Origin of the sequence: Kitasatospora sp. NPDC088391, assembly GCF_044753345.1 — a bacterium.
Classification (GTDB): Bacteria; Actinomycetota; Actinomycetes; order Streptomycetales; family Streptomycetaceae; genus Kitasatospora.
Genome location: NZ_JBIVNB010000004.1, coordinates 299,885 through 322,121, shown reverse-complemented (window position 1 = coordinate 322,121; position 22,237 = coordinate 299,885). Strand labels below are relative to the sequence as shown.

Below are 22,237 nucleotides of genomic sequence, written 5' to 3'. Positions count from 1 at the left end.
GGCCTCCCGGATCGGGCACAAGCGATTATTCGGGCACCCGCTCCCCCGGCGGCACTGGGCTCAGCGGGCGACCCGGAAGCCGATGTTGCCGCTGGAGCTGTCCGGGGTGTTGGAGGAGCGGGCGGCCAGCCGGTAGCGGTTGCAGTAGGAGGCGTGGCAGAGGTGGGAGCCGCCGCGCATCACCCGGTTCGGGCCCTCGGCGGGGCCGGTCGGGTTGTCGCGGGTGGCGGGGGTCGCGGGCCGGTGGTGGTCGGCGGCGAACCGGTCGGCGCACCACTCCCAGACGTTGCCGAGCACGTTGTGGAGGCCGTACCCGTTGGGCCGGTAGGCGCGCACGGGGGCGGTGGAGCGGTGCCGGCCGGTGTTCCGGGCCGGGAACTCGCCCTGCCAGATGTTGAGCATTTCCCGCCCGCCGGGGGCGAGTTCGTCGCCCCACGGGTAGCGGGTGCCCTCGCGGCCGCCGCGCGCCGCGTACTCCCACTCGGCCTCGGTGGGCAGCCTGGTCCCGGACCAGGCGCAGTACGCGAGGGCGTCGTGCCAGGAGACGTGCACCACGGGGTGCTGCTGGCGGGCCGCGAAGTCGCTGCCCGGGCCCTCCGGGGCGCGCCAGCTCGCGCCCTCGACGGCGCGCCACCACGGGGTGGCGGCGACCGGCGGCGAGAGGGCGCGGAGCCGGTCGGCGAGGAAGCCCTCGAAGACGAAGCTCGACCCGAAGCGCTCGGCCTCGGTGCGGTACCCCGTCTCCCGGGCGAAGGAGGCGAACTCGGCGTTGCTGACGGTGGTCGCCGCGATCGCGAACGCGTCCACCCGCACCTCGCGGACCGGCCCCTCGCCGTCCCCCGGTATCCCGTCCGGGTCCTGACCGCCCATCAGGAACGCCCCGCCGGGCAGCGCCAGCAGCCCCCGGCCGGCCCGCCGGGCGGCGGGCGAGGGCCCGGCCGGCCCGCCGGGCGGCGGGCGAGGGCCCGGCGACGGACGGCGGGAGCAGCGGCAGCAACGGCAGCGGCGGAAGAACCGGGTGGTCGGCGGGCTCGTGCCCGGGGGTGCAGCAGGAGAGCACGGTCGGCCTCTTTCCGGTTTCGATTCCCGGCGGAGTGCGGGGTGGCGGGGTGCGGGGTGCGGGGTGCCGGGCGCGGGGGCGGGAGGGGAGCCGGCCGGTCGCCGGGGAGACGACCGGCCGGCGTTCGGGGGCCGACGGCCGGTCAGGTCGTCCGGTCGGCGGCGAGGGTGGCCGCGAGGGCCGGGACGCCGAGCGCCTGCTCCTGGGCGGGGGTGGCCCCGTACAGGCGGTTGACCAGCTGGTACGGGTCGGCGGCCAGGTCGTAGTACTCGCGGAAGGCGACCTCGCCGGTGCCGGCGGGCAGGCCGTCCGCATCGGTGTGCAGTTTGTAGTACTCGGTGTACTGCTCGGTCTTCGACAGGTACGAGGACCAGGTGTGCGGCCGCCCGGCCTGGTGCGCGCCCTGCTCCCAGTACTCGGTCAGCAGGTGGTCGCGGCTGCGGGTGCCGAGCAGCGAGTGGCCGTCGAGCGCCCAGTCGGGGGTGATCCCGGCGGCCTCCAGGACGGTCGGGGCGATGTCGATGTTGGCGACGATCCGGTGGTCGGCGGGGCTGCCCGCGCCGAGGCCGCCGGCCGGCCAGGACAGGTAGAACGGCACCTCGACGGAGGGCAGGTAGGGCACCGACTTCTTCGACCAGCCGTGGTCGGCCCAGGTGTAGCCGTTGTCGCCGAGGTAGATCACCAGGGTGTTGTCCAACTGTCCGAGCGCGGCCAGCCGGTCGTGGAGGGCCTGCACGGCGTCGTCCACCGAGAGCAGGGTGCGCAGTTGGCGCTCCCTCAGCTGCCGTCCGGTGGCGAGGGTGCCGGTGGCGTTCCTGATCCACTCGGGCTTGTCGTCGCGGTCGGCCTCGCCGACGGACGGGCGGCCGTCCCAGGCGGGGACGGGCGTGTCGGCGTACCGGGGTTCGGGGGTGTTGGGTTCGTGCGAGGCCTTCGGGGCGACGAAGGCGAACCAGGGGCGCGGGTCGGTGGCGGCCTTGTCGAGGAAGGCGAGGGCGCGGTCGCGGATCACCGTCGTGGAGTAGCCGGGGACGGTCCGCACGGTGCCGTTGTCGTTGTACTGGCCGTCGTTGTAGACCACCGGCGCGGCGAGCAGCCACTCGTCGAAGTGCGGCGGGTTGTCGGCGGGGTGCCAGGCGTTCAGGTACTTGCCGAACAGGCCGGTGCGGTAGCCCGCCTGGTGCAGCAGCCGCTGGAAGGTGTGCCGCTGGTCGAGGTTGTACGGGTGGCCGTTGTCGCGGACGCCGTGGTGGTGCGCGTACTGGCCGCTGAAGATCGAGGACCGGGAGGGCGCGCACAGCGGCGTGGTGACGTGCCCGGAGGTGAAGCGCACCCCGTGGCCGACCAGCCAGTCGACCGTCCGGGGCGTGGCCCACTCGGTCTGCTTCGGCTGGTCGTCGGTGAGGACCACCAGGACGTTCGGCCGGGCGGCGGGCGCGGCGGCGGCACTGCCCGCCCCCAGCGGCAGGGCGGCCGCGGCGGCGACGGACGCCGCCCCGGCCAGGAACCCGCGGCGGCCGAACCTCGGCTCCTCGCGGGACGGTTCGGGATTCCGACTCATGGCGTGCAGACCCTCTCTCGACGGAACGGGCGTGCGAACGGAACGAAGCCGGCGAGCGCCCCCGACCGACCGGGGCGCGCCCTGCCCACTGCCCGGCGAACCTACGACCGCCCGGGAACCCCCCGCAATCGCTTCCGCCCGGACAACGCACGCTTTTCACGGCCCTGTTGCAATGTTGCGCGCCCGCGTCGTCCGACCCCGCTCAGCGGGGTGGCAGACCCAGCCCCCAGCGGTCCAGGCCCTCGTACACCAGCGCGGTGCGGGCGCCCTCGTGTCTTCCCCCGCCGGGTGGCCGGAAGCACTCGTACTCGCCGCGGTGGACCTCGATCAGCGAGTCCGGGCCGCGCCACCAGGTGTCGGCCCGACCCTGCACCTCGGGGACGGGTTCGAAGCCGGCCAGGTCGAGCGCGTCCGCCTCGGTGCCGGACAGCTTCGTGGTGCGCCTGGCCCACCGGGTGGCGTGGTGGGCCAGCGCCAGCGACTCCACCCACCCCTCGACGCTCGCGTACAGCGGGGTGGCGCGGGCGCCCCCGGTCAGGCAGAAGGAGTCGTCCGGGCCGATCCAGAAGGCGAACGGGACGGAGGCCCGCTGGTCCCCGGCGCAGAACCACCAGCCCTCCTCGTCCTGCTCCGGGACGTCGGCGCAGAACGGCTTCGGGCCGCCCTCGTAGCCATTGGCGGGCGGCAGTACCAGTCCGCCCCAGGTCTGCTGATAGGCCGCCATCCGATCGACGACCGGCTCGGGGATGCCGTGCTCGCGCCACCACGCCCGGTCCGGCGGGGGCTGCGGCAGGCGGACGCCGTGCACGGCGACGAAGGAGCGGGCCCGGTCGGTGAGCCGGGGCGGGGCGGGGTCCACGGCACCGACCGTACGGGGCGGACCCGCCGGTGCGCACCGGGGTTTCGGGCCGCGCCGGGGAATCTGAGAGTTGACGCTCAGGATATGTGAGAGGATTCTCTCAGGTATGAGTTCCGAGAATCCCCTGGGTGACGTCGAGGTCACCGATCCGCGGGCGATGCGCGCCCTGGCCCATCCGGTGCGGTTGGCGATCCTGGAGCGGTTGCGGCTGCACGGGGCGGCCACCGCGAGCGAGTTGGCGCCGCACGTGGGGGCGACGCCGACGGTGGCGAGTTGGCATCTGCGGCATCTGGCGGAGTTCGGGCTGGTGCGGGACGCCGAGCCGGGGCCGGACCGGCGGAAGCGGCGGTGGGAGGCGGTCGGGCGGGGGTTCCGGTTCGCGGCCGGGGCGGAGGAGGGGTCGGCGGAGGCGGCGTCCGCGCTGTCGCAGCTGATGTTCCAGCGCTCGGCGGCCCTCCCGGCCCGCTGGATGGCCGAGGTCGAGCCCGAACTGCCGCTGGAGTGGCGGACGCTGTCGGGTCTGGCGAACACCCGGGTGGTGCTCTCGCCGGAGGAGCTGGCCGGTCTGGAGGCGGCGGTCGAGCAGCTGCTCGCCCCGTACGTGCACCGCGAGCGCGCCGACTGGCCGGCCGGGGCCCGGACGGTGCGGCTGATGCGCTACGCCCTGCCGGAGGCCGCCGAGGCCGGGGACGGCACCCCGTGACGGCCCCGGCCGCACCCCCGCTCTGGAGCGATCGGCGGTTCCGGCGGTTCTGGGCGGGCCAGTCGGTCTCCCAGTTCGGCGACCGGATATCGGAGTTGGCGCTGCCGCTGATCGCCGTCGGGGCGCTGGACGCCTCCGCCGCGCAGGTGGCCGCGCTGACGGCGCTGGTCTGGGCGCCGAACCTGCCGGCGGTCCTGCTGGGGGCCTGGGTGGACGGCCGCCCCGGCAAGCGCCGGCTGCTGGTGCTGGCCGACGTGGTGCGCGCCCTGGCGCTGGCCTCGCTGCCGGTGGCGGCGCTGTGCGGCGCGGTGACGCTCGGCCAGCTGTACGCGGTGGCGCTGGTGACGGGCGCGGCGGGCGTGCTGTTCAACAACGCGTACGCGCCGTTCTTCGCCCACCTGGTGCCGCGCGCCTCCTACCTGGAGGCCAACAGCCGCCTGAGCACGACCCGTTCGGCCGCGCAGCTGGCCGGTCCGGCGCTCGGCGGCGTGCTGGTGCAGGTGCTGACGGCACCGGGCGCGGTGCTGGTGGACGCGCTGTCCTTCCTCGGTTCGGCGCTGCTGATCGGCCGGATCGACGTCCACGAGCCGGAGCCGGAGCCCGCGACCGGGCCCGCGACCGGGCGTTCGGTGCCGGCCCGGGCCGGGCACGGGCTGCGGTTCGTGACCGGGCACCCGTACCTGCGGGCGGCGCTGGGCTGCTGCACGACCGTCAACTTCTTCACCTTCCTCGGCTACGGCCTGACCGTGCTGTTCGCCGGCCGGGAGCTGGGCCTGTCGGCGGGCGTCATCGGCCTGGCCCTCGGGGTCGGCGCGAGCGGGGCGCTGCTGGGCGCGCTGCTCGCCCCGGCGCTGTCGCGCCGGATCGGGGCGGGCCGGACGGTCGTGCTGGGCGCGGTGCTGTTCCCCGCGCCGGTGGCGCTGCTGACGCTGGCGGACGGCCCGCTCTGGGCCCGGGCGGGCGTGCTGGCGGGGGCCGAGTTCCTGTCCGGCCTCGGCGTGATGATCTTCGACGTGAACCTGAACTCGCTGCAGGCGGCGGTGATCCCGGACGCGCTGCGCAGCCGGGTCTCGGGCGCGTTCGCCACCGTCAACTACGGGGTGCGCCCGCTCGGCGCGCTGGCCGGCGGCCTGCTCGGTTCGACACTGGGGCTGCGCGCCGCGCTGCTGACGGCGGCGGCGGGCGGCGTCCTGTCGGTGCTGTGGCTGCTGCCCTCGCCGATCCCCCGGGTCCGCGCCGTCGAGGACCTGGACGTCCCGGCCGGGCCGCTGCCGGAGTCGGCGGGGGCCCGCTGACGCACTTCGGCGGCACCCCCCACGGGTGCCGCCGAAGCGGGTGCGCGCCGGGTGCCGGCGGTGGGTCAGCCGGGCGTGCCGGGGACGACCAGGCGGTCGAGGTCGGGGGCGGCGCCGGACGGGTTGGCCACCGCGAGGGTGTTGCCGCCCGCGGCGAGGGTGAGGGCGACGGTGACGGTGCCGGGGGTGGTGAAGGCGCCGGTCGGGGCGAAGCTCACGGTCTTCGCGGCGCCCCCGTTGACGGACAGTTGGGCGGAGCGGGCTCCGGCGGAGCCGTTGGTGTAGGTGATCCGGACCTGGTACGTCCCGGCGGTGGCGACGGTGACGCCCTGGAAGGTGAGGCTGCCGGTGCCCGCGCTGACGGTGCCGAGGTAGCCGATCCGGGTGCCGCCGGAGCAGTCGGGGCAGGCCACGGGCGCAGCCCGGCCGGTGCGGGTGTTGCCGGGGGCCTCCGCCTCGTAGGCGCCGTCGGCGGGGGCGGTGCCGGTGACGGTCAGGGTGTACGTGGTGCTGTGGGCGGTGCCGCCGGAGGTGCCGGTGACGGTGACCGGGTAGCTGCCGGGCGCGGTGCCGGCCGCGACGGCGGCGGTCAGGGCGGCGGTGCCGCCCGCGGTGACGGTGGCCGGGGCGAGGGAGACGGTGACGCCCGCCGGGGCGCCGCTCGCGGTGAGCGCGACGGGCTGGGCGGTGCCGGCGGCGACGCTGGTGGTGACGGTCGCGGTGGCGCTGCCGCCGGGGGCGGCGGAGCCGGCGGCGGGGCCGACGTTCAGCGCGAAGTCGTCGGCGGGCGCGGTGCCGGTGCTGTTGACGGCCTGCTGGAGCGCGGCGCCGATGACCGCGGAGGCGGTCATGTCGATGGCGGGCTCGGAGGTCTGCCAGGACCGGACGTCGTCCACGTAGCGGCTGCTGTGGCCGGTGAAGGCGTTGAACGGGTCTGCGCCGTCGGCCGGGCACTTCTTCATGCCGCTCTCGTAGCCGCCGAGTCCGCCGCTGAAGATGCCGGAGGAGTTCGGCCCGTTGACGACCGCGCCGAGCGGGATCGCGCCGGTGCCATCGGTGGAGCCGTTGATGTTGGCGACCTGGTGCTGGATGCAGTGCGGGAAGGTGGTGCCCTCGCCGACCATGAAGCTGGTGCCCCACGGGTTGGCGCCGAACAGCCAGTTGCGCTGCTGGGTGGCGTAGCCGTCGTACGTGGTGTCGCCGCTGGCCTGCTTGTAGAGCGCCTCGGTGGCGAGCAGGCCGAAGCTGTGCGAGTCGACGTCGAAGTCGGTGTAGTTGCCGCCCGCGTGGAACATGTCGGCGGCGGCGTGGTCGGCGCCGACCTTGGTCTGCCGCTTGAGGTCGGCGGTCAGGTCGGCGGTGCTGACGGCCAGTCCGCCGGGGTTGCCGGCCGCGGCGATGGCCCGGATCAGGTCGGCGTGGGCGAGCGCGCTGGTGTCGTACAGGTTGAAGGTGTCGCCCTTGTCGTTGGCCAGGTAGCCCTTGGCCCAGGTCGCGGCGGCGGTCAGGTACGGGGTGGCGTTCTCGCCCAGCTTCTGGGCGGCGAGGGCGAGTTCGGCGGCGCCGAACTCCATGTCGTCGCGCCAGGTGGACTCGGGGTAGTAGTCGTTGGGCACCGCGGTGGTCAGGGTGCTCGGCGGGTTGGCGGTGTTCGCCAGCGCGTACAGCGAGGTCGCGGCCCGGTAGTAGGCCTGCGCCTGGGTCGGGTTGCTCGCGGCGTCGACCTGGGCGGCCAGCGCGAACGCGGCCGAGACCCGGCCCGCCAGGTTCGGACTGACCTGCCCGCCGGGGGTGTTGGCGCGGAACACCGGCCGGTGCGCGGCCGCGTAGCGGTTCTTGGACGAGGTGTCGCCGTCGTCCTTCTCCGGGAGCCGCCACAGGTCGTGGTCGCCGGTGAAGGTGCCGGCCGAGTTGCCGGAGCCGATGCCGACCTGCAGGTACAGCGTCTTGGTGTTCTGGTCCCACATCCGGTTCAGCCAGGCCGCGCCGAAGTGCGCCTCGGCGTCCAGGGTGGCGGGCGCGGCCGGGCCGAGGGCGCGCTGCGAGGCCAGCAGGACGGCGTCCGCGTAGGCGGTGGTGTGGGTGAACTTGAGGTAGTCGCCGGCGTCCGACCAGCCGCCGGCCACGTTCACCGGGCCGCCGATCTTCGACAGGTCGCTGTTGGTGATCTCGTCCGAGCCGCCGCTCTTGAAGGACGGCACCGCGTAGACGTTCGCACTGGCGTCGTTGAGGTGCGCGGGCTTGCGGTTCAGCGTGCCGGGGACGGTGTCGGCGCCGTCCCGCTGGGTCTGGAAGAAGCTCACCCCGTCGGCGACGAACTTGCCGTAGAGGCCCGCGGGTTGGGCCACCTTGAAACTGGGCGAGGTGGCGCTGACACCGCCGTTGACCACCACCTTGTAGGTGCCGGGCGCGGTCAGGCCGCCGAGCGCGATCGGGTAGACGGCCGGGTAGGCGGTGTTCCACGAGCCGAGGCTGGTGGTACCGACGGTGCCGGTCTGCACGGTGCTGCCGTTGGAGTCGACGACGCTGAAGCCCGCCGAGGTGACCTTGGCGCTGGTCATCAGGTACGCCAGCTTGGCCTCCCCCGGCAGGAACCCGGCCTGGTCGACCCGGACCAGGCCGGTGGTGGCGGCGTGCGCGGGAGCACTGACGAACGCGAGCGGCGCGGCGGTGAGCGTGGCAGCGAGGGTCGCGCCGAGCGCGGTGCGGCGTCGGGCGCGGCTGCGGGCAGTGGGCATCGGCGACTCCAACTGTTCAACAGTTAGGAACATTTCCTAACTGATCGCAGGAAAGCTAGAACCTCACCACCCGGCGGTCAAGGGGCCACGCACACTCGCCACCCCGGGTTCACCGTCCCGCCGCCACCGTCACCCCGCCCCCACCTCCCAGGCGGCGAGCCGCTCGCGCCACCGATCCCCGAACGGCTCCGCCCCCGCCCGCAGCACGACGGCCGACTCCCGGGCGGCGGCCGGGACCAAGCGTCGGCGGAGGCGTTGACGGAGCGTCAGGGCCCCGGCGGGGCGGTGAGGGCGAGGGTGAAGCTGAAGCGGTCGCCGCGGTAGAGGGTGCGGACGAGTTCCAGGGGGTGGCCGGCGGTGTCGCGGCTGCGGCGGTGGAGGAGGAGCATCGGGAGGGCGGGCGGCGTGCCGATCAGCAGGGCCTCGCGGGGGGTGGCGAGGACGGTTTCGATGCGTTCCTCCGCGCCGGCCAGGTGGACGCCGTGCTCGGCCAGGTGGGCGTAGAGCGAGCCGGACGGGTCGAAGTCCCGTTCCAGGTGGGGCAGTCGGGTCACCGGGAGGTAGGTGGACTCCAGGCCGACGCGCTCCTCGTCGGCGCGGAGGACGCGCTCCAGGTGCCAGAGCGGTTCGCCCGGCCGGACGGCGAGGCGTTCGGCCGTGGCGGGGTCGGCGGGCAGCCGGTCCAGGGCGATCAGGGTGCGGCCCGGGCGCAGGCCCTGGCGGGTGACGCCCTCGGTGTAGCTGGCCAGCGACAGCGGCTGCTCGATCTTCGCGCCCGCCACCACCGTCCCGCGCCCCTGCCGCCGCAGCCGCCCCTCCACCAGCAGGTCCCGCAGCGCCTGCCGGACGGTGGCCCGGGCCACCCCGTACCGCTCGGCCAGGTCCGCCTCGGTGGGCAGCCGCCCGCCGGGCCCCAGTTCGCCGAGCAGCTCCTCCACCCGGGCCTTCACCAGGAAGTACTTGGGCACCCGCCCGTGCTCCGGCACGCCGGACCGGGCGGGGGCGACAGGACGGTGCGGGGAGCCGTGGTTCACCGCCCTACCCTACCGACGCCGCACCGGCCCCGGACCGCCGGACGGACGCCCGGACGCCCGGACGGATCGGCGTTCACCCGGCCAGGTCGCGGACCAAGGTGCTGCTCACCTGCGGCAGTTCGCCGTACTCGGGGTCGTCGCAGTCGACCGGGAGCCGGTGGACCACGGCGGCCAGCCGGGGCGGGAGCTTCACGTCCAGGCCCTCGTGGCACAGGGCGAGGAGTTCCGCGAGCACCCCGGACGGGAGCAGGGTGGCCCGGGCCTCCAGCACCCGTTGCGGGGGGCGGGGGCCGACGGCCAGGGTCTCGGCCTGGCGGCGCCAGACCTCGGCGTCCAGGAACTCGCCGAGGCTGCGGTGCAGCAGGCTCAGGCAGGACGCGGCGGTGTAGGAACCGCCGCCGGCCGCGAACTGCCACCAGAACTGGGCGCCGTCGCGGTGGTGCGCGACGTACAGCAGCGCGCCCAGGACGAGCGCCCCCTCGGGGTGGATGCGCCGGTCGTCGACCAGGAGGTCCAGCGAGGCGGCGGCGGTCGGCATCGCCAGGACCAGGCTGGTCGCGAGGTCGAGTTCGTGGGCGGCCTGCAGGTGTTCGGAGGGGAAGGGCCGCGGGGCGGTCAGCAGCCGCTCCCAGCACACGCCGGTGTCCTCGGGGCGCGGCCGGGGCGCCCGGGCGGGCAGGTGCAGGCTGTCGCGTCCGGCGCTCATCGCTGCTCCCCGCCCATCGGTCCCGTCCGTCCCGTCCGTCCCGCCCGCCCTGCCCGACCCGCCCGCTCCTCGGTACCGCCGGACCCGCGCGCGCCGTGCACCCGGCCCGCGCCGCACGCCCCGGCGGCCCGGTGCCGTCGGCCGTTCACCGGTGCCACTCGCGGGGGCGGCCGCCGAGGGCGCCGGCCAGCCGGTCGAGGGCCTGGCCCGCGGTGGAGCGCACGTTGGCCTCCGTCGTGGCCAGGCAGTCGGCGATCTGAGCGTCCGTCAGACCGAGCAGGTAGCGCAGGACGACGACGTCGTGGCGCCGTTCGGACAGTCCGCACAGGGCAGCGTACAGCCGCTCGTGACCGGCGCCGGTCTCCGGCAGGTCGCGCGCCCGCTCGGCGGCGGCCCGCACCGAGCGGACCCAGGGCGGGACGGGCCCCGGGGCGGGCGACGGCTCGCCGTCCATCATCCGGCGCAGCAGGACCGCGCCCAGCTCCTCCTTGAGGATCGTCCACGCCTGGAACGCCGGGTACGGCTCGCGCAGGATGCGCTGCCACTCCCGCCACACCCGGTCCTTCGCGGTCTCCACCGCCTCGCGCGCGGCTCCCTCGGGCAGCCGGGTGCCGGCGAAGCCGGACCACGTCCGGTGGTGGGTGTCGCAGAAGGCGTCGAACGTCAGGCGGCTCCGGTCCCCCACCGCCCAGTCACTCTCGTTCACGCACCCCAACCCCTCACCGGTCGCCCCGGAGCGACGGCCGTACCGTGCCGCCGCGGGAACTCGCTTCCCTGGTAAGAACATTAAGGCGCATGAAGGGTCGAGATGGTAATCCGGCACAAGAGGTTTCAGGATCGGACGCAAGTCACTCAATCGGAAAATATGCCCATCCAGCTGCTCCCTCGGCCCGGGCCCGGCCCTCCCCGCCCCCTTGATTGCCCGTTCGTGGGTGTGGGCATAGTGGGGGCGCAGTGACAGACGATCAGGGGGAACCCATGGCAGACGCACAGGCGCAGACCGACGGAGTCCACGGGACGGACCGGAGGGACCGGACCGACCGGACGGACGGGGTCGACGGGGTCGACGGGGTCGAGGTCAACCTCGACATCCACCTGGCGCACTCCGCCCGCATGTACGACTTCTACCTGGGCGGCACCACCAACTTCCCGGCCGACCGGGAGGCCGCCGGCCGCGCCCTGGCCGTCTTCCCGTACGCGCGCTCCGCCGCCCGCGCCAACCGCGCCTTCATGCGCCGCACCACCCGGCGGCTGGCCGAGGCGGGCATCCGCCAGTTCCTCGACATCGGCACCGGCATCCCGACCTCCCCGAACCTGCACGAGGTCGCCCAGCGGATCGCCCCGGACGCCGCGGTGGTCTACGCCGACAACGACCCGATCGTGCTGCTGCACGCCCAGTCCCTGCTGCGCGGCACCGAACAGGGTGTCACCGCCTACGTCCAGGCCGACGTGCGCGAGCCCGAAGCCCTGCTGGAGGCCGCCGCCCGGACCCTCGACTTCGACCGGCCGATCGCGCTCAGCATGAACGCCCTGCTGCACTTCGTGCCGGACGAGGCCCACCGGATCACCGAGGGCCTCAAGGCCCGGCTGCCCAGCGGCTCGGCCCTGGTGATGAGCCACCTGACGCCGGACTTCGCGCCCGACGAGACCGCCCGGCTGATCCAGGTCTACACCGCCGCCGGCACCCCCGTCGCGGCCTGCACCAGCGAGGAGTTCGGCCGCTTCTTCGCCGGCTGGGACATGCTCGCCCCCGGCATCGTGGCCACCCCCCGCTGGAACCCCTCCCCCGACGACGGCACCGAGCACATCACCGACGCCGGGGCCTCCTGCTACGGCGCCGTCGCCGTCCGCCCCTGACGCGCTCCCCCGCCCCTCCCGGCCTCCCGGCCGCCGGTCGACCGGGAGGCCGCGCCCCGTCGCATCCGGGCGCACCCCCGTCGCATCCGGTCGCTGACGAAGCATCACGAAAAGGTAACCGGTATGGACTGAATTTCGGCGCTTGTTCATACAAGCGTGGATTCGGAGCGGGTTCGCGCTCGCCCGGCCGCCCCATCCTCGGTGTGCCGGTGCGACCGCACCGTCCGCTTTCCGTTGGGAGCCCCCCGTGCGCAACTCCCGTTCCACCATGGCCCTTTCGCTGTCCGCCGCCGCGGTCGTCGCGGCCGCCCTGCTGCCGCTGGGCGGCTCGTCCGCCGTCGCGGCGACCGCCTCGTACAACGGCCTGCCGAACGGCACCAAGCAGGCCAAGACGCTGGTGATCGGCATCGACGGCACCCGCTACGACAAGATCGCCGCGGCCGACGCGCCGAACCTGAAGGCGCTGATGGCGTCCGGGACCACCTCGACCTCCAACCTGTACGCCAACCCGCTGGCGCCGACGCTCTCCGGGCCGGGCTGGTCGACCATCGCCACCGGCGTGTGGCCGGACAAGCACAAGGTGCTGGACAACAACTTCACCGGCGCGCGCTTCGACCTGTACCCGGACTACGCCAGCCGGCTGGAGAACGCCGACCCGTCGAACTCGACGCTGGTGATCGGCTCCTGGAACCCGATCACCGCGAACGTCTTCAACGGCCGGGCCGACCTGCGGATCGCCGAGAGCGAGAACGACGCCAAGACCGCCTCCGACGCCGCCGACTACCTGGCGCACGGCAACCCGGACGCGACGTTCCTGCACTTCGACGAGGTGGACGAGGCCGGACACAGCTACGGCGGCGCGTCCAGCCAGTACCTGGCCGCGATCCACACCGTGGACGGCCTGCTCGGGCAGGTGCTGGCCGGGCTCAGGTCCCGCCCCACGTACGCCGCCGAGGACTGGCTGATCGTGGTCACCACCGACCACGGCCACACCGACGCGGGCGGCCACGGCGGCAACTCCGCCAACGAGCGGCAGACCTGGATGGTCCTCAACGGCCAGGGCTACCCGGCCGGTTCGCGCCGCTACGACGTCAAGCCGGTGGACATCGCGCCGACCGTGCTCAAGCACGAGGGCGCGCCGATCGACCCGGCCTGGGGCCTGGACGGCAAGCCCGCCGACGAGATCGTGCCGGACGAGTTCGACGCGCTGCGCCCGAGCCTGCAGACCCGGGTCGACGAGACCGGCATCGGCTCGACGGTCAAGGGCTTCACCCACACCCCGCCGGCCGGCTGGTCGATCGACAACTCGCGGATGCCGTCCGGCGGCGTCACCGAGTGGCGCGGCTGGGCGTTCGCCACCGACGAGTTCTGGACGGCCGCGCAGCTCGGCCAGAGCCGGGAGACCAACGTCCGGGCCCGCAACGTCTTCGCGGTCGCCGACTCCGACGAGTGGGACGACAAGACGCACGGCGCCGGGCAGTTCGACTCCACCCTGGTCAGCCCGGCCTACCCGGTGGCGGGCCGGACGCACGCCACGCTGTCCTTCGCCACCGACTACAAGATCGACGGCCCGCAGACCGGCGACGTGTACGTGTCCTTCGACGGCGGCACCGCCCAGCTGGTGAAGTCCTACCGGGCCGACCTGAACACCGTCGAGCACCTCGACGTGGCCGTCCCGGCGGGCGCCTCGACGGCCCGCTTCCAGTTCCGCTACACCGGCACCAACTCGGCGTTCTGGACGGTCGACCAGGTCGTCGTGGGCTGACCCGCCCGGCCGGGGCCCGCTGGTTCCGGCGGGCCCCGGCGCGGCGGGTCTCAGCGGGTCTTGAGCACCACCCCGACGGCGAAGGCGATCTGCTCGTCCGTCAGGTCGGCCCGGGCGGTCAGCCGCAGGCGCGGGACGCCGTCGGGGACGGACGGCGGCCGGAAGCAGCCGACCGCCAGGCCCTCGGCCCGGCAGGCGGCGGCCCAGCGCACCGCGTGCTCCGGGTCGTCGGCGCGGACGGACACCACCGCGCCGTCGGGGGCGGAGGCGTCCAGGCCGGACTCGGCCAGGCGTCCGGCGAGTTCGCGGGTGACCCGGACGGCGTCGGCGGCCCGGCCGGGTTCGGCCCGCAGCAGGCGCAGCGCGCCGAGGGCGGCGCCGACGGCGGCCGGGTTGAGGCCGGTGTCGAAGATGAAGGTGCGGGCGGCGGAGACCAGGTGGCGGGTCACCCGTTCGGGGCCGAGGACGACGCCGCCCTGCGAGCCGAGCGACTTGGAGAGCGTCGCGGTGGCGACCACGTCGGGCTGTCCGGCGAGGCCGAAGGCGGCGCCCGCGCCCGCGCCGCCGGGGCCGAGCACGCCCAGGCCGTGCGCGTCGTCGATCACCAGGGCGGCCCCGAACCCGCGCGCGGCGGCGTGCTGTTCGGCGAGCGGGGCGGCGTTGCCGTCGACCGAGAAGACCGAGTCGGTGACCACCAGGGCACGCGGTTCGGCGCGGGCGGCGAGGTGGGCGCGGACGGATTCCGGGTCGGCGTGCGCGGCGCGGGCGACCCGGCCCCGGGCGAGGCGGCAGCCGTCGATCAGCGAGGCGTGGTTGTGCGCGTCGGAGACGATCAGGGTGTCGGGTCCGGCCAGCGCGGTGAGCACGGCCAGGTTGGCGGCGTAGCCGGAGGAGAACACCAGGGCGGACTCGTAGCCGCAGAACTCGGCGAGTTCGCGCTCCAGTTCGGTGTGCGCCTCGGTGGTGCCGGTGACCAGCCGGGAGCCGGTGGCGCCGCCGCCCCAGCGCCGGGCGGCCTCGGCGGCGGCCGCGGTGACGGCCGGGTGGCGGGTCAGGCCGAGGTAGTCGTTGGAGGCCAGGTCGAGCACCGGGTCCTCGGCGGGGCGGCTGTGCAGCCGCCTGGTCAGTCCGGCGGCGTCGCGGTCGGCGGCCGCCGCGTCCAGCCAGTCGAACACCGTCTCCGGCCCTGCGGCCCGTTCCCCCGTGCTGACCTGCGCTTCTCCCATGTCCGGCACTCTGTCATCCGGGGCGGCCCGGAGCAACGCACTCCGCCCCGATGTGCCGTGTCGCACACTCGGCGGGAACGCCGGGCGGGCGGCGGGCCCGGGCGGCAGGATGCCGGGATGGACCTCCGCCTCCCCTCCCACCTGCTGTTCGACTTCTTCGGCACGCTGGTCGACTACTCGCCGAGCCGCACCGAGCAGGGCTACTCCCGCTCGCACGCGCTGCTGCGCGGCTTCGGCGGCACGCTCGACTACCCGGCCTTCCTGGACGCCTGGTCGGCGGTCTCGGCGCGCTTCGACCGGGAGAGCGCGGCGGACGAGCGGGAGTTCTCGATGCACGAGCTGGCGGCGGCGTTCCTGGCCGAGACCCTGCCGGGCGACGCCACCGGCCCTACCGGCCCTGCTGGCACGGACCTGCGCGCGGACCCTCGGGTGGACGCCTTCGTGGCGGCGTACCTGGCCGAGTGGGGCACCGCGATCCGGCCGTTCGACGGGGTGGCGGAGCTGCTGCGGGAGCTGTCCGGGCGGTGCCGGCTGGCGGTGGTGTCGAACACGCACAGCCCGACGATGGTGCCCGACCTGCTCGCCTCGATGGGGGTGGCCGAGTTGTTCGACGCCGTGGTGCTCTCGGTCGACACCGGGTACCGCAAGCCGCACCCCTCGATCTACCGGGCGGCCCTGGACCGTTTGGGCGTCTCTCCCGCGGACGCCTGGTTCGTCGGCGACTCGGCCGCCCCCGACTACCACGGCCCGCGCGCGGCGGGCCTGCACGCCCTGCTGATCGACCCGGCCGGGGCCGCGGACGTGCCGGCCGAGCACCGGATCGACTCCGTGCACGACCTGCCGGCGCGGCTCGCCGCCCTCACCCCCGGGCGGGGGTGAGGGCGGCGAGCCGGACGCACCTGACCGGGGATCAGGTGCGGTAGCGGTACATGATCCGTCCCCTGGTCAGGTCGTAGGGGCTCAGTTCGACCAGGACGCGGTCGAACGGGAGGATCTTGATGTAGTTCTTCCGGATCTTCCCGCTGATGTGGGCGAGCACGTGGTGCCCGTTCTGGAGCTCCACCTTGAAGGTGGCGTTGCGCAGGCACTCGAGGACGGTGCCCTCGATCTCCAGGCCCTTCGAAACTCGTGGCAAGACTTCTCGCTTCTGTGAGAGGGGGTTACTGCTCTGGGTCACTGCTCGGGGTGTTGCTCGAATCGTGGCACGGAGTGCCGCGGACGCGCCCGGCGGCGCCGCACGGTGGTCAGCGGCGCACCAGCTGCAGGGTGTGGCCCGCCCGCTCGGCGCCGAAGCGCTCGAACAGGGCGGTGGCGGCACTGTTGGACTGGTCGACCTCGGCCCAGGCCCGGGAGACCCCCGCGCCGTCCAGCTCACTCAGAGCGTGCCCGAGCAGGGCCGCGCCCACACCACGGCCGCGGTGCTCGGCGCGGACGGCGAGCAGTCCGATCCGGGCGGGGCCGCGGCCGCGGACCACCCGGACCAGGCCGGCGTACTCGCCGTCACGGACTGCGACAGCGTACAGCGAGGGATCGACCAGGGTGTCCCCGGGCGGGCCGCACCGCAGCTCGGCGGGCATCGTGTGCCAGCCCCGCTCCGCCTCGACCTCGCCCCGGACCGCCCCGTCCAGCTCCCGCAGCCGCGCCTCGTCGGCCGTCCCGGCGGGCAGGACCGTCACGCCCCGCGCCGCCTCCGCCGCTCCTCCGAACGCCCCGGTGCCGAGCGAGTATTCCCACTCCCGGCGCTCGGGCACGAACCCGGCCCGCTCCCAACGGGCCGTCAGCTCGGCGTCCTCACCGCCGACCAGGGTGTGCAGCGGCGCGGGCAGCGCCGCGACCATCGCCTCGGCGAGCAGCGCGAAGGCCGCGTCGTCCCAGACGTCGATACTGACGAAGCGCCGGCCGTCGGGACGGGTCGAGACATCGCCGCTGCCGACGACCGCCCCACCCGCCAGGGCCTGCCACTGGGTCTCGTCGACCCGTTCGATGATCATCTCAATGTCCATGGCTTTCGCCTTTCAGGAGTGCCTGCGTGCGTACAGCGGGCGCTCCCGACGACACCTGAGGTCAGTCGATCACCGTGCGGGAAAGGCGGAGCACCCACCTCGATCCAGCTCTCATGGGTCACACCTCCTCGCGTCCTGTCACGGTGATCCGTACGTTAGCAAGCCCGGGCCCCCCGTCCAACCCATTTATCGCGCCCGACCGTCCGGGCCGTCTGCGGCAGGACCGTTCGGGTTCGGTACCGGCATGATCACGAGGGCCGTGCACCGCGCCGGGGCTGCGGCATGCTCCGAGGAGTCGGAACGGGGATCTTGAGCGGGAGCCCCTGACGTACGTGGCCCCGGCCACCACCGTCACGGCCCCCGGGGGCGGGCCGCCGGAGTACCCCGCGGCGCTGCCCGTGCAACCGCTCACCGCGACCGCGGCTTCGGGCGCGGGCGAAGCCGACGCCCGTCGGGCGTCCACCGCGTTCCTCGACCGGGGGACCGTCCGCACCCCCTTCTCCTCCTGTCAGGACGTCAGCCCTACCGCTTCCGGGTCCTGTATCGCTTGAGGAGGGCGGTGAGCCTCGCCGGGTCGGCGCCGTCGTTCAGTTCGGCGGTGAGGTCGTCGGGGCAGAGCTCGTACAGGTCGCCCCACCACCGGCGTCCTCGGTTGTCCCAGACGCGGTACCCGCCGGGCACGCCCCTGGCCACGTAGCGACGCCTACTCACAGGGCCTCCGCTGACTGCAGGGCTCACGCCCGTCACCCGCTTCCCCTCCCTCGTCCGCTCCCCGGCAGCAGGCTACGGCGGACCTCGAACGCCGACCGTCGGCGGCCACGGGGCGGGAAGTCGCCTGCTCGGCCCTCCGACCAGTCCCCCGGAACGACCTCCCGCATCCGGTCGAGGGCCTCCTCCGTTCGGGCCCGGACGTTCAGGCAGAAGCCGTCGAACTCGCGGAGCAGGACGTCCTCACCCGCGAACCACCGCATCCCGCGACCCACCCGCGGAAGCTCCTGCAGGAACTCCCCCGGCGCAACCTCCTCCCCGTCCACCTCGAGGAAGTCGGTGAACCCGTCGGGGAACAGGACCACCTCGGACATGACCATCTCGACGCAGGCGACCGTCAGGCTCGACTCCCAGGGCTCCCAGCGTTCCTGCGTCTTGTCGGCGAGATCCGCGCGCATCACCGTGCCGGGATCGTCGCGGTCCAGGTCTTCCAGGAGGACGCCCCACGAGGCGGCACCCTGGTTCTCGACCCGGTACACGAGCGCGCCGTCGACCACCGCCAACTCGTCGGGCCCGAGCAGCCTGTCGTGATTGCTGGTGAGGTCCGTCCGGTGCCCGAGAAGCAGGTGGGCCTCACGGAGCGCCGTCGGCAGCACCAGGCCGAGACGCCGCTCCGCCGCCTCCACCTCGGCAGCGCTCCAACCGTCGCCCGGCTGGAGCGGCTGCCGCCAGTGGGCCGCGAAGTCGGCAACGAACCGCCAGGCTTCGGCACGGTCGTGCAGTGCCTCGGACAGCCGGGCGTGAATGTCGAAGGTGCCAGTCATGGCCGCACCCTACGGCGGAGCGCGGACACCACGTGTTCGCGGGCCGGCGTCGAGGAGCGAGCTCGGGGCGACGGCTCGCGAGAAGCCCTCCGATCGCCACTTCGCCGTACGCGGAAGTCCCCGACGTCGCAGACGTCCCCGGCCGCGGGCCGGGTCATTGCGGGGCGGTGTCGGTGAGGCCGAGGGTGGTGAGGGGCGGGGCGAGGTCGGTGGCGGTGGCGTTCTCGATCTCGATGTCGGCCTCGATGCGGAGGTCGAGGTGGGTGAAGCGGGGGGCGAGGTCGGTGAGGAGTTCGAGGGGGGTGCGGTCCTCGGCGTGGTGCTCCTCGACGACCAGTTCGCGGAGAGCGAGGTGGGTGAGTTGCGGGAGCAGCGGGTGGTCGGCGAGGAGGAGGAAGTCGCCGGTCTCCTCGGGGTCGAACTCGGCCGCGCCGAGGTCGAGGCTGCGCAGGCGGGGGAAGCGGGCGGGGTCGAGGTCCTCGAGTTGGAGGTTGGAGCCGACGGTGCCGTGGACGTCGGGGCCGATCTCCACCTCCAGTGCGGTGAGGGCGGGGGTGGTGAGGTCGAAGAGCGAGCCGTCGGAGAAGACCGCGCCCCGGGTGCGGAGTTCGGCGAGGGTGTCGTGGGCGAGGTGGTCGAAGAGGAAAGCGCCTTCCAGCTCCAGGGAGCGCAGGGCCGGCAGCGCCTGCCAGAGGGCCTTGCCGTGGTCCGCGGGGACGACGGGGTCGTGCAGGTGCTCCTCGGGGGAGATCCGGTTGCCCGCGGAGGTGGTGTGCGGGGCGAACAGGAGCGTGAAGTCGTGGCCGAAGTAGAGGGTGTCGAGCCGGGGCCGGGGGTGGGCGGCGAGGACGGCGGCGGCCCGGGCGGCGGAGTGGTGGTGGTCGGTGAGGTGCAGTTCGAGGCGGCGCAGCAGGCGGGTGGCGGGGTGGGCGAGGAAGGCGTCGACCAGGGCGGCCTCCCACTGCTCGGGGTCGGCCGGGTCGAGGGGTGCGGACAGCGGCAGGTGCTCGACCAGGGTGCGGCGGCGCGCGGTGCTGCCGGGGTCGAGGCGGAACACGGCGGTGTCGATCCGTCCCCGGGACCAGGCGAACTGCCAGGAGCCGTCGGCGCGGAGCGCGTCGAGCCCGAAGGCGCGTTCGACCCGGGTGTACGCGGCGGCGGCCTGCGCCGCGTCCCCGTCGCCGGTCTCCCGCAGGTGTTCCAGGCGGATCGCCCGGCCGCGGGGGTCGCCGGCCGCGGTGAGGGCGTCCGCGTGGGTGAGCCAGTCCGTCCAGACGTCGGTCTCCGGAGCGGCGATGTGGTCGGCGAAGGCCATCTGGTTCTCTCCCGGTCTCGGTTTTCCGGCACCCTATCCAGCACCGCCGACGGCGAGCTGACGGGACGTCAGGTTGTGGTCGGGTAGCCGGTTTCCGCGAGGTCGGCGGCGAGGCCGGCGAGGGACTGTTCGGGGTTGAGGGCGGTGACCACGGCTTCGGTGAGCGGGCGCAGCGCGAAGACGTGGCGGACGGCGTCGAGGTCGACGGTGGTCTCGTAGTAGTCCTCGGCGAACTCCTGGTACGCCTCGGGGGTTCCGGCCGCCAGGACGTCGAACAGCCATCCCGCGCTGCCGTCGTCGACCTGGCCGGGCGGCAGCGGGGCGAGGTCGCCGGTGCGCCAGGCGGTGTCGTGGGTCTCGCGCCAGAAGCAGACCGTGGCCCGCAGCACGCCGTCGTCGCAGAACGCGGGTTCCTCGACCTGGGGGCGGAAGACGGCGGGGACGGTGTCGAGCAGGCCGGGCCAGGGGGCCAGGGGGGCGGTCCGGTAGGGGCTCATCGGCGACTCGTGGTCGAAGCCGCGGGCGAAGACGCCGTCCGGGGTGAGGACGAGGGAGTACTCGTCGCCGGAGCCGTTGCGCATCGAGGCCATCTCCTGGCCGGAGGCCCAGTGCGCGTCGTAGGAGAAGTACCGCCACTCCCACTCGGGGCTGAGGACGGCGTCGAGCACCGCCAGGGCGCGCGAGCGGTCGCGCAGGACGGGGACGGCGGGCAGGCGGGCGATCAGCGACAGGACGTTCACCGGCCCATTGAAGCAAGCGGTCCCGAGCCCCGGACGGGCGGCACCCTTGCCGCGCCGCTCCCCCGCCGCTCCCCCGCCCCGCCCTGCCCGTGGGCGGCCGCGGCGTGGACGGACAGCGCGCGTCCGGCCGGGCGGCGACGGGCGACGGCTCGCCCACGACCTTCGACTCCTGTACGCACGGGGGTTGACGTGGTCGCGTCCGCAGCCCTAACTTCACGTCTTGAAAAAGGTCCAGACCAACCCGGCCGCGCCGCTGGCCACCACCACTGATCCGCCGTCAGGCGGGCGGCGCACCCTGCCCGGACCGCTCCGGACGCTCCCTCAGGCATCGCTTCGCGTTCACTTCATGAACGAGTGGACGTTCTCCCCCACGAGGAGCCGCCTTGATCCGCCCCACTCTCCGCCGCACGGCCGCGGCCGTCGCACTGCCCGCCACCCTCGCCGCCGCCCTGCTGGTGGCCGGAGCCGGCCCGGCCTCGGCCGCCGCCAACCCCGGGCCCGGTTTCCCCGCGCACTACGCCGCCCCGTACCTGGAGACCTGGAACTCGCCGAACACCCTGGCGGACGCCCGCAACGGCGGCGGGCTGAAGTACGTCACCCTGGCCTTCGTGATCAGCGACGGCAGCTGCAACGCCACCTTCAACGGCAACACCCCGATCACGGACGCCGGTTGGACCAACGCGATCAACGCGCACCGGGCGGCCGGCGGCGACGTGATCGCCAGTTTCGGCGGCGCCTCCGGCACCGAGCTGGGCCAGGCGTGCACCAGCGTCTCCACCCTCCAGGCCCAGTACAAGCGGGTGGTGGACGCGCTCAGCCTGACCAGGATCGACCTGGACGTCGAGGGTGGCGCGCTGAACGACACCGCCGCCAACGACCGCCGCAACCAGGCGCTGGCCCAGCTCCAGCAGGCCCAGGCGGCCGCGGGCAAGCGCCTCGACGTCAACTACACGCTGCCGGTCAGCCCTTCGGGACTCGAATCCAACTCGATCAGCCTGCTGAACAACGCCAAGAGCCGCGGGCTGACCGTGAACGCCGTCAACATCATGACGATGGACTACGGCTCGCCGATGGACATGGGCCAGGCCGCGATCAGCGCCGCCAACGGCCTGCACACCCAGCTCGGCCAGATCTGGACGTCCAAGACCTCCGACCAGCTGTGGGCGATGGAGGGCAACACCCCGATGATCGGGGTCAACGACACCACCTCCGAGGTGTTCTCCACCGCCAACGCGCAGACCCTGGAGACCTTCGCCGCGTCCAAGGGCATCCAACTGCTGGCCTTCTGGGCGGTCGGCCGCGACAAGGCGTGCGCCACCAACGGCACGCTGTCCGACAGTTGCAGCGGCACCCCGCAGTCGGCGTACCAGTTCTCGAAGACCTTCAACCAGCTCACCGGCGGCACCACCACCCCGCCGCCGGGCGGCCGCACCGGGCAGGTCACCGGCTACGGCGGCAAGTGCGTGGACGTGGCGGCCGCCAACTCCGCGAACGGCACCGCGATCCAGCTCTACGACTGCAACGGCACCACCGCCCAGCAGTGGACGGTCGGCACCGACGGCACCCTGCGCGCGCTCGGCAAATGCCTGGACGTCACGGCCGCCGGCACCGCCAACGGCACCCAGGTCCAGCTGTACGACTGCAACGGGACCGGCGCCCAGCAGTGGCAGGCCCAGTCGAACAAGACCCTGGTGAACCCGGTCTCCGGCCGCTGCCTGGACGCCACCGGCCCGTCCTCGGCGAACGGCACCCGGCTGCAGATCTGGGACTGCTTCGCCGGAGCCAACCAGCAGTGGAACCTGCCCGCCTGACGGACCGTCGGACAACGAAAGGAGCAACTCCC

At 74.1% G+C, this 22,237-nt stretch carries 20 protein-coding genes; 6 read left to right on the top strand and 14 right to left on the bottom strand.

All coding sequences use genetic code 11. From position 1 onward, the window contains the following. Positions 1-60: 60 nt before the first annotated feature. The 3 genes from ACIQBJ_RS14585 to ACIQBJ_RS14575 all read right to left on the bottom strand — a co-directional run bounded on the left by ACIQBJ_RS14585 (position 61) and on the right by ACIQBJ_RS14575 (position 3,480). Complete coding sequence (locus tag ACIQBJ_RS14585) at positions 61-870, bottom strand: formylglycine-generating enzyme family protein (protein ID WP_400708754.1); 810 nt, start codon at positions 868-870, stop codon at positions 61-63. A gap of 332 nt (positions 871-1,202) precedes the next feature. Then, positions 1,203-2,621 carry a sulfatase gene (locus ACIQBJ_RS14580; RefSeq protein ID WP_400708752.1) on the bottom strand — a complete coding sequence of 473 codons (1,419 nt, stop codon included), beginning with the start codon at positions 2,619-2,621 and terminating at the stop codon, positions 1,203-1,205. A gap of 202 nt (positions 2,622-2,823) precedes the next feature. Further along, positions 2,824-3,480 carry a hypothetical protein gene (locus ACIQBJ_RS14575; protein ID WP_400708750.1) on the bottom strand — a complete coding sequence of 219 codons (657 nt, stop codon included), beginning with the start codon at positions 3,478-3,480 and terminating at the stop codon, positions 2,824-2,826. Between the two features lie 106 nt (positions 3,481-3,586). Here ACIQBJ_RS14575 and ACIQBJ_RS14570 point away from each other — a divergent pair, with 106 nt between their 5' ends. Further along, positions 3,587-4,183: an ArsR/SmtB family transcription factor gene (locus ACIQBJ_RS14570; protein ID WP_400708748.1), complete on the top strand. Its 597-nt coding sequence runs from the start codon at positions 3,587-3,589 to the stop codon at positions 4,181-4,183. Beyond that, positions 4,180-5,478 carry an MFS transporter gene (locus tag ACIQBJ_RS14565; RefSeq protein ID WP_400708746.1) on the top strand — a complete coding sequence of 433 codons (1,299 nt, stop codon included), beginning with the start codon at positions 4,180-4,182 and terminating at the stop codon, positions 5,476-5,478. Before ACIQBJ_RS14570 ends, ACIQBJ_RS14565 begins: the two co-directional genes overlap by 4 nt. Positions 5,479-5,543: 65 nt before the next feature. Here the strand turns inward: ACIQBJ_RS14565 and ACIQBJ_RS14560 are convergent, their stop codons facing one another. The 4 genes from ACIQBJ_RS14560 to ACIQBJ_RS14545 form a co-directional block, all read right to left on the bottom strand. Beyond that, positions 5,544-8,216 carry a glycoside hydrolase family 9 protein gene (locus ACIQBJ_RS14560; RefSeq protein ID WP_400708744.1) on the bottom strand — a complete coding sequence of 891 codons (2,673 nt, stop codon included), beginning with the start codon at positions 8,214-8,216 and terminating at the stop codon, positions 5,544-5,546. A 266-nt stretch (positions 8,217-8,482) separates the two neighbouring features. After that, positions 8,483-9,250: a GntR family transcriptional regulator gene (locus ACIQBJ_RS14555; protein WP_400708742.1), complete on the bottom strand. Its 768-nt coding sequence runs from the start codon at positions 9,248-9,250 to the stop codon at positions 8,483-8,485. A gap of 73 nt (positions 9,251-9,323) precedes the next feature. Next, positions 9,324-9,956, bottom strand: a complete 633-nt coding sequence (locus ACIQBJ_RS14550; RefSeq protein WP_400708740.1) for a hypothetical protein — start codon at positions 9,954-9,956, stop codon at positions 9,324-9,326. A gap of 145 nt (positions 9,957-10,101) precedes the next feature. Next, on the bottom strand, positions 10,102-10,662 hold the full coding sequence (locus ACIQBJ_RS14545; protein WP_400708738.1) for a sigma factor-like helix-turn-helix DNA-binding protein: 561 nt from the start codon (positions 10,660-10,662) through the stop codon (positions 10,102-10,104). A 407-nt stretch (positions 10,663-11,069) separates the two neighbouring features. Between ACIQBJ_RS14545 and ACIQBJ_RS14540 the strand changes: the two genes are divergently transcribed. Both ACIQBJ_RS14540 and ACIQBJ_RS14535 read left to right on the top strand, forming a co-directional pair. Next, the gene (locus ACIQBJ_RS14540; protein WP_400709761.1) at positions 11,070-11,813 is read left to right on the top strand and encodes an SAM-dependent methyltransferase; all 744 of its coding nucleotides are present in this window, start codon (positions 11,070-11,072) and stop codon (positions 11,811-11,813) included. A 247-nt stretch (positions 11,814-12,060) separates the two neighbouring features. Next, the gene (locus ACIQBJ_RS14535; RefSeq protein WP_400708736.1) at positions 12,061-13,578 is read left to right on the top strand and encodes an alkaline phosphatase family protein; all 1,518 of its coding nucleotides are present in this window, start codon (positions 12,061-12,063) and stop codon (positions 13,576-13,578) included. 50 nt (positions 13,579-13,628) lie between these two features. On the opposite strand, the gene ACIQBJ_RS14530 is transcribed toward ACIQBJ_RS14535, so the two are convergent. Further along, the gene (locus ACIQBJ_RS14530; RefSeq protein ID WP_400708734.1) at positions 13,629-14,804 is read right to left on the bottom strand and encodes an 8-amino-7-oxononanoate synthase; all 1,176 of its coding nucleotides are present in this window, start codon (positions 14,802-14,804) and stop codon (positions 13,629-13,631) included. 117 nt (positions 14,805-14,921) lie between these two features. Here ACIQBJ_RS14530 and ACIQBJ_RS14525 point away from each other — a divergent pair, with 117 nt between their 5' ends. Continuing rightward, positions 14,922-15,683, top strand: coding sequence for an HAD family hydrolase (locus ACIQBJ_RS14525; RefSeq protein WP_400708732.1), 762 nt, complete (start codon positions 14,922-14,924; stop codon positions 15,681-15,683). Between the two features lie 31 nt (positions 15,684-15,714). Here the strand turns inward: ACIQBJ_RS14525 and infA are convergent, their stop codons facing one another. The 6 genes from infA to ACIQBJ_RS14495 form a co-directional block, all read right to left on the bottom strand. After that, positions 15,715-15,939, bottom strand: a complete 225-nt coding sequence (gene infA, locus ACIQBJ_RS14520) for a translation initiation factor IF-1 (protein WP_400708730.1) — start codon at positions 15,937-15,939, stop codon at positions 15,715-15,717. A gap of 109 nt (positions 15,940-16,048) precedes the next feature. Next, entirely contained in the window at positions 16,049-16,807 is a 759-nt protein-coding gene (locus tag ACIQBJ_RS14515; protein WP_400708728.1) for a GNAT family N-acetyltransferase, read from the bottom strand. Between the two features lie 522 nt (positions 16,808-17,329). Then, positions 17,330-17,518, bottom strand: a complete 189-nt coding sequence (locus tag ACIQBJ_RS14510) for a hypothetical protein (protein ID WP_400708726.1) — start codon at positions 17,516-17,518, stop codon at positions 17,330-17,332. Positions 17,519-17,550: 32 nt separating this feature from the next. Further along, a complete protein-coding gene (locus tag ACIQBJ_RS14505; protein WP_400708724.1) occupies positions 17,551-18,339 on the bottom strand; it encodes an SMI1/KNR4 family protein in 789 nt (262 codons plus the stop codon). A 154-nt stretch (positions 18,340-18,493) separates the two neighbouring features. Beyond that, positions 18,494-19,654, bottom strand: a complete 1,161-nt coding sequence (locus ACIQBJ_RS14500) for a hypothetical protein (RefSeq protein ID WP_400708722.1) — start codon at positions 19,652-19,654, stop codon at positions 18,494-18,496. A gap of 68 nt (positions 19,655-19,722) precedes the next feature. Beyond that, positions 19,723-20,394, bottom strand: coding sequence for a hypothetical protein (locus ACIQBJ_RS14495; protein WP_400708720.1), 672 nt, complete (start codon positions 20,392-20,394; stop codon positions 19,723-19,725). Between the two features lie 383 nt (positions 20,395-20,777). Between ACIQBJ_RS14495 and ACIQBJ_RS14490 the strand changes: the two genes are divergently transcribed. Then, on the top strand, positions 20,778-22,205 hold the full coding sequence (locus ACIQBJ_RS14490; RefSeq protein WP_400708718.1) for a ricin-type beta-trefoil lectin domain protein: 1,428 nt from the start codon (positions 20,778-20,780) through the stop codon (positions 22,203-22,205). Positions 22,206-22,237: the final 32 nt, after the last annotated feature.

Excerpts from the sequence above, each read along its gene's own strand:
- ACIQBJ_RS14585 (WP_400708754.1), bottom strand. The coding sequence starts at position 870 with ATGGGCGGTCAGGACCCGGACGGGATACCGGGGGACGGCGAGGGGCCG.
- ACIQBJ_RS14580 (WP_400708752.1), bottom strand. The coding sequence starts at position 2,621 with ATGAGTCGGAATCCCGAACCGTCCCGCGAGGAGCCGAGGTTCGGCCGC.
- ACIQBJ_RS14570 (WP_400708748.1), top strand. The coding sequence starts at position 3,587 with ATGAGTTCCGAGAATCCCCTGGGTGACGTCGAGGTCACCGATCCGCGG.
- ACIQBJ_RS14560 (WP_400708744.1), bottom strand. The coding sequence starts at position 8,216 with ATGCCCACTGCCCGCAGCCGCGCCCGACGCCGCACCGCGCTCGGCGCG.
- ACIQBJ_RS14550 (WP_400708740.1), bottom strand. The coding sequence starts at position 9,956 with ATGAGCGCCGGACGCGACAGCCTGCACCTGCCCGCCCGGGCGCCCCGG.
- ACIQBJ_RS14540 (WP_400709761.1), top strand. The coding sequence starts at position 11,070 with ATGTACGACTTCTACCTGGGCGGCACCACCAACTTCCCGGCCGACCGG.
- ACIQBJ_RS14530 (WP_400708734.1), bottom strand. The coding sequence starts at position 14,804 with ATGGGAGAAGCGCAGGTCAGCACGGGGGAACGGGCCGCAGGGCCGGAG.
- ACIQBJ_RS14525 (WP_400708732.1), top strand. The coding sequence starts at position 14,922 with ATGGACCTCCGCCTCCCCTCCCACCTGCTGTTCGACTTCTTCGGCACG.
- ACIQBJ_RS14515 (WP_400708728.1), bottom strand. The coding sequence starts at position 16,807 with ATGGACATTGAGATGATCATCGAACGGGTCGACGAGACCCAGTGGCAG.
- ACIQBJ_RS14505 (WP_400708724.1), bottom strand. The coding sequence starts at position 18,339 with ATGACTGGCACCTTCGACATTCACGCCCGGCTGTCCGAGGCACTGCAC.
- ACIQBJ_RS14500 (WP_400708722.1), bottom strand. The coding sequence starts at position 19,654 with ATGGCCTTCGCCGACCACATCGCCGCTCCGGAGACCGACGTCTGGACG.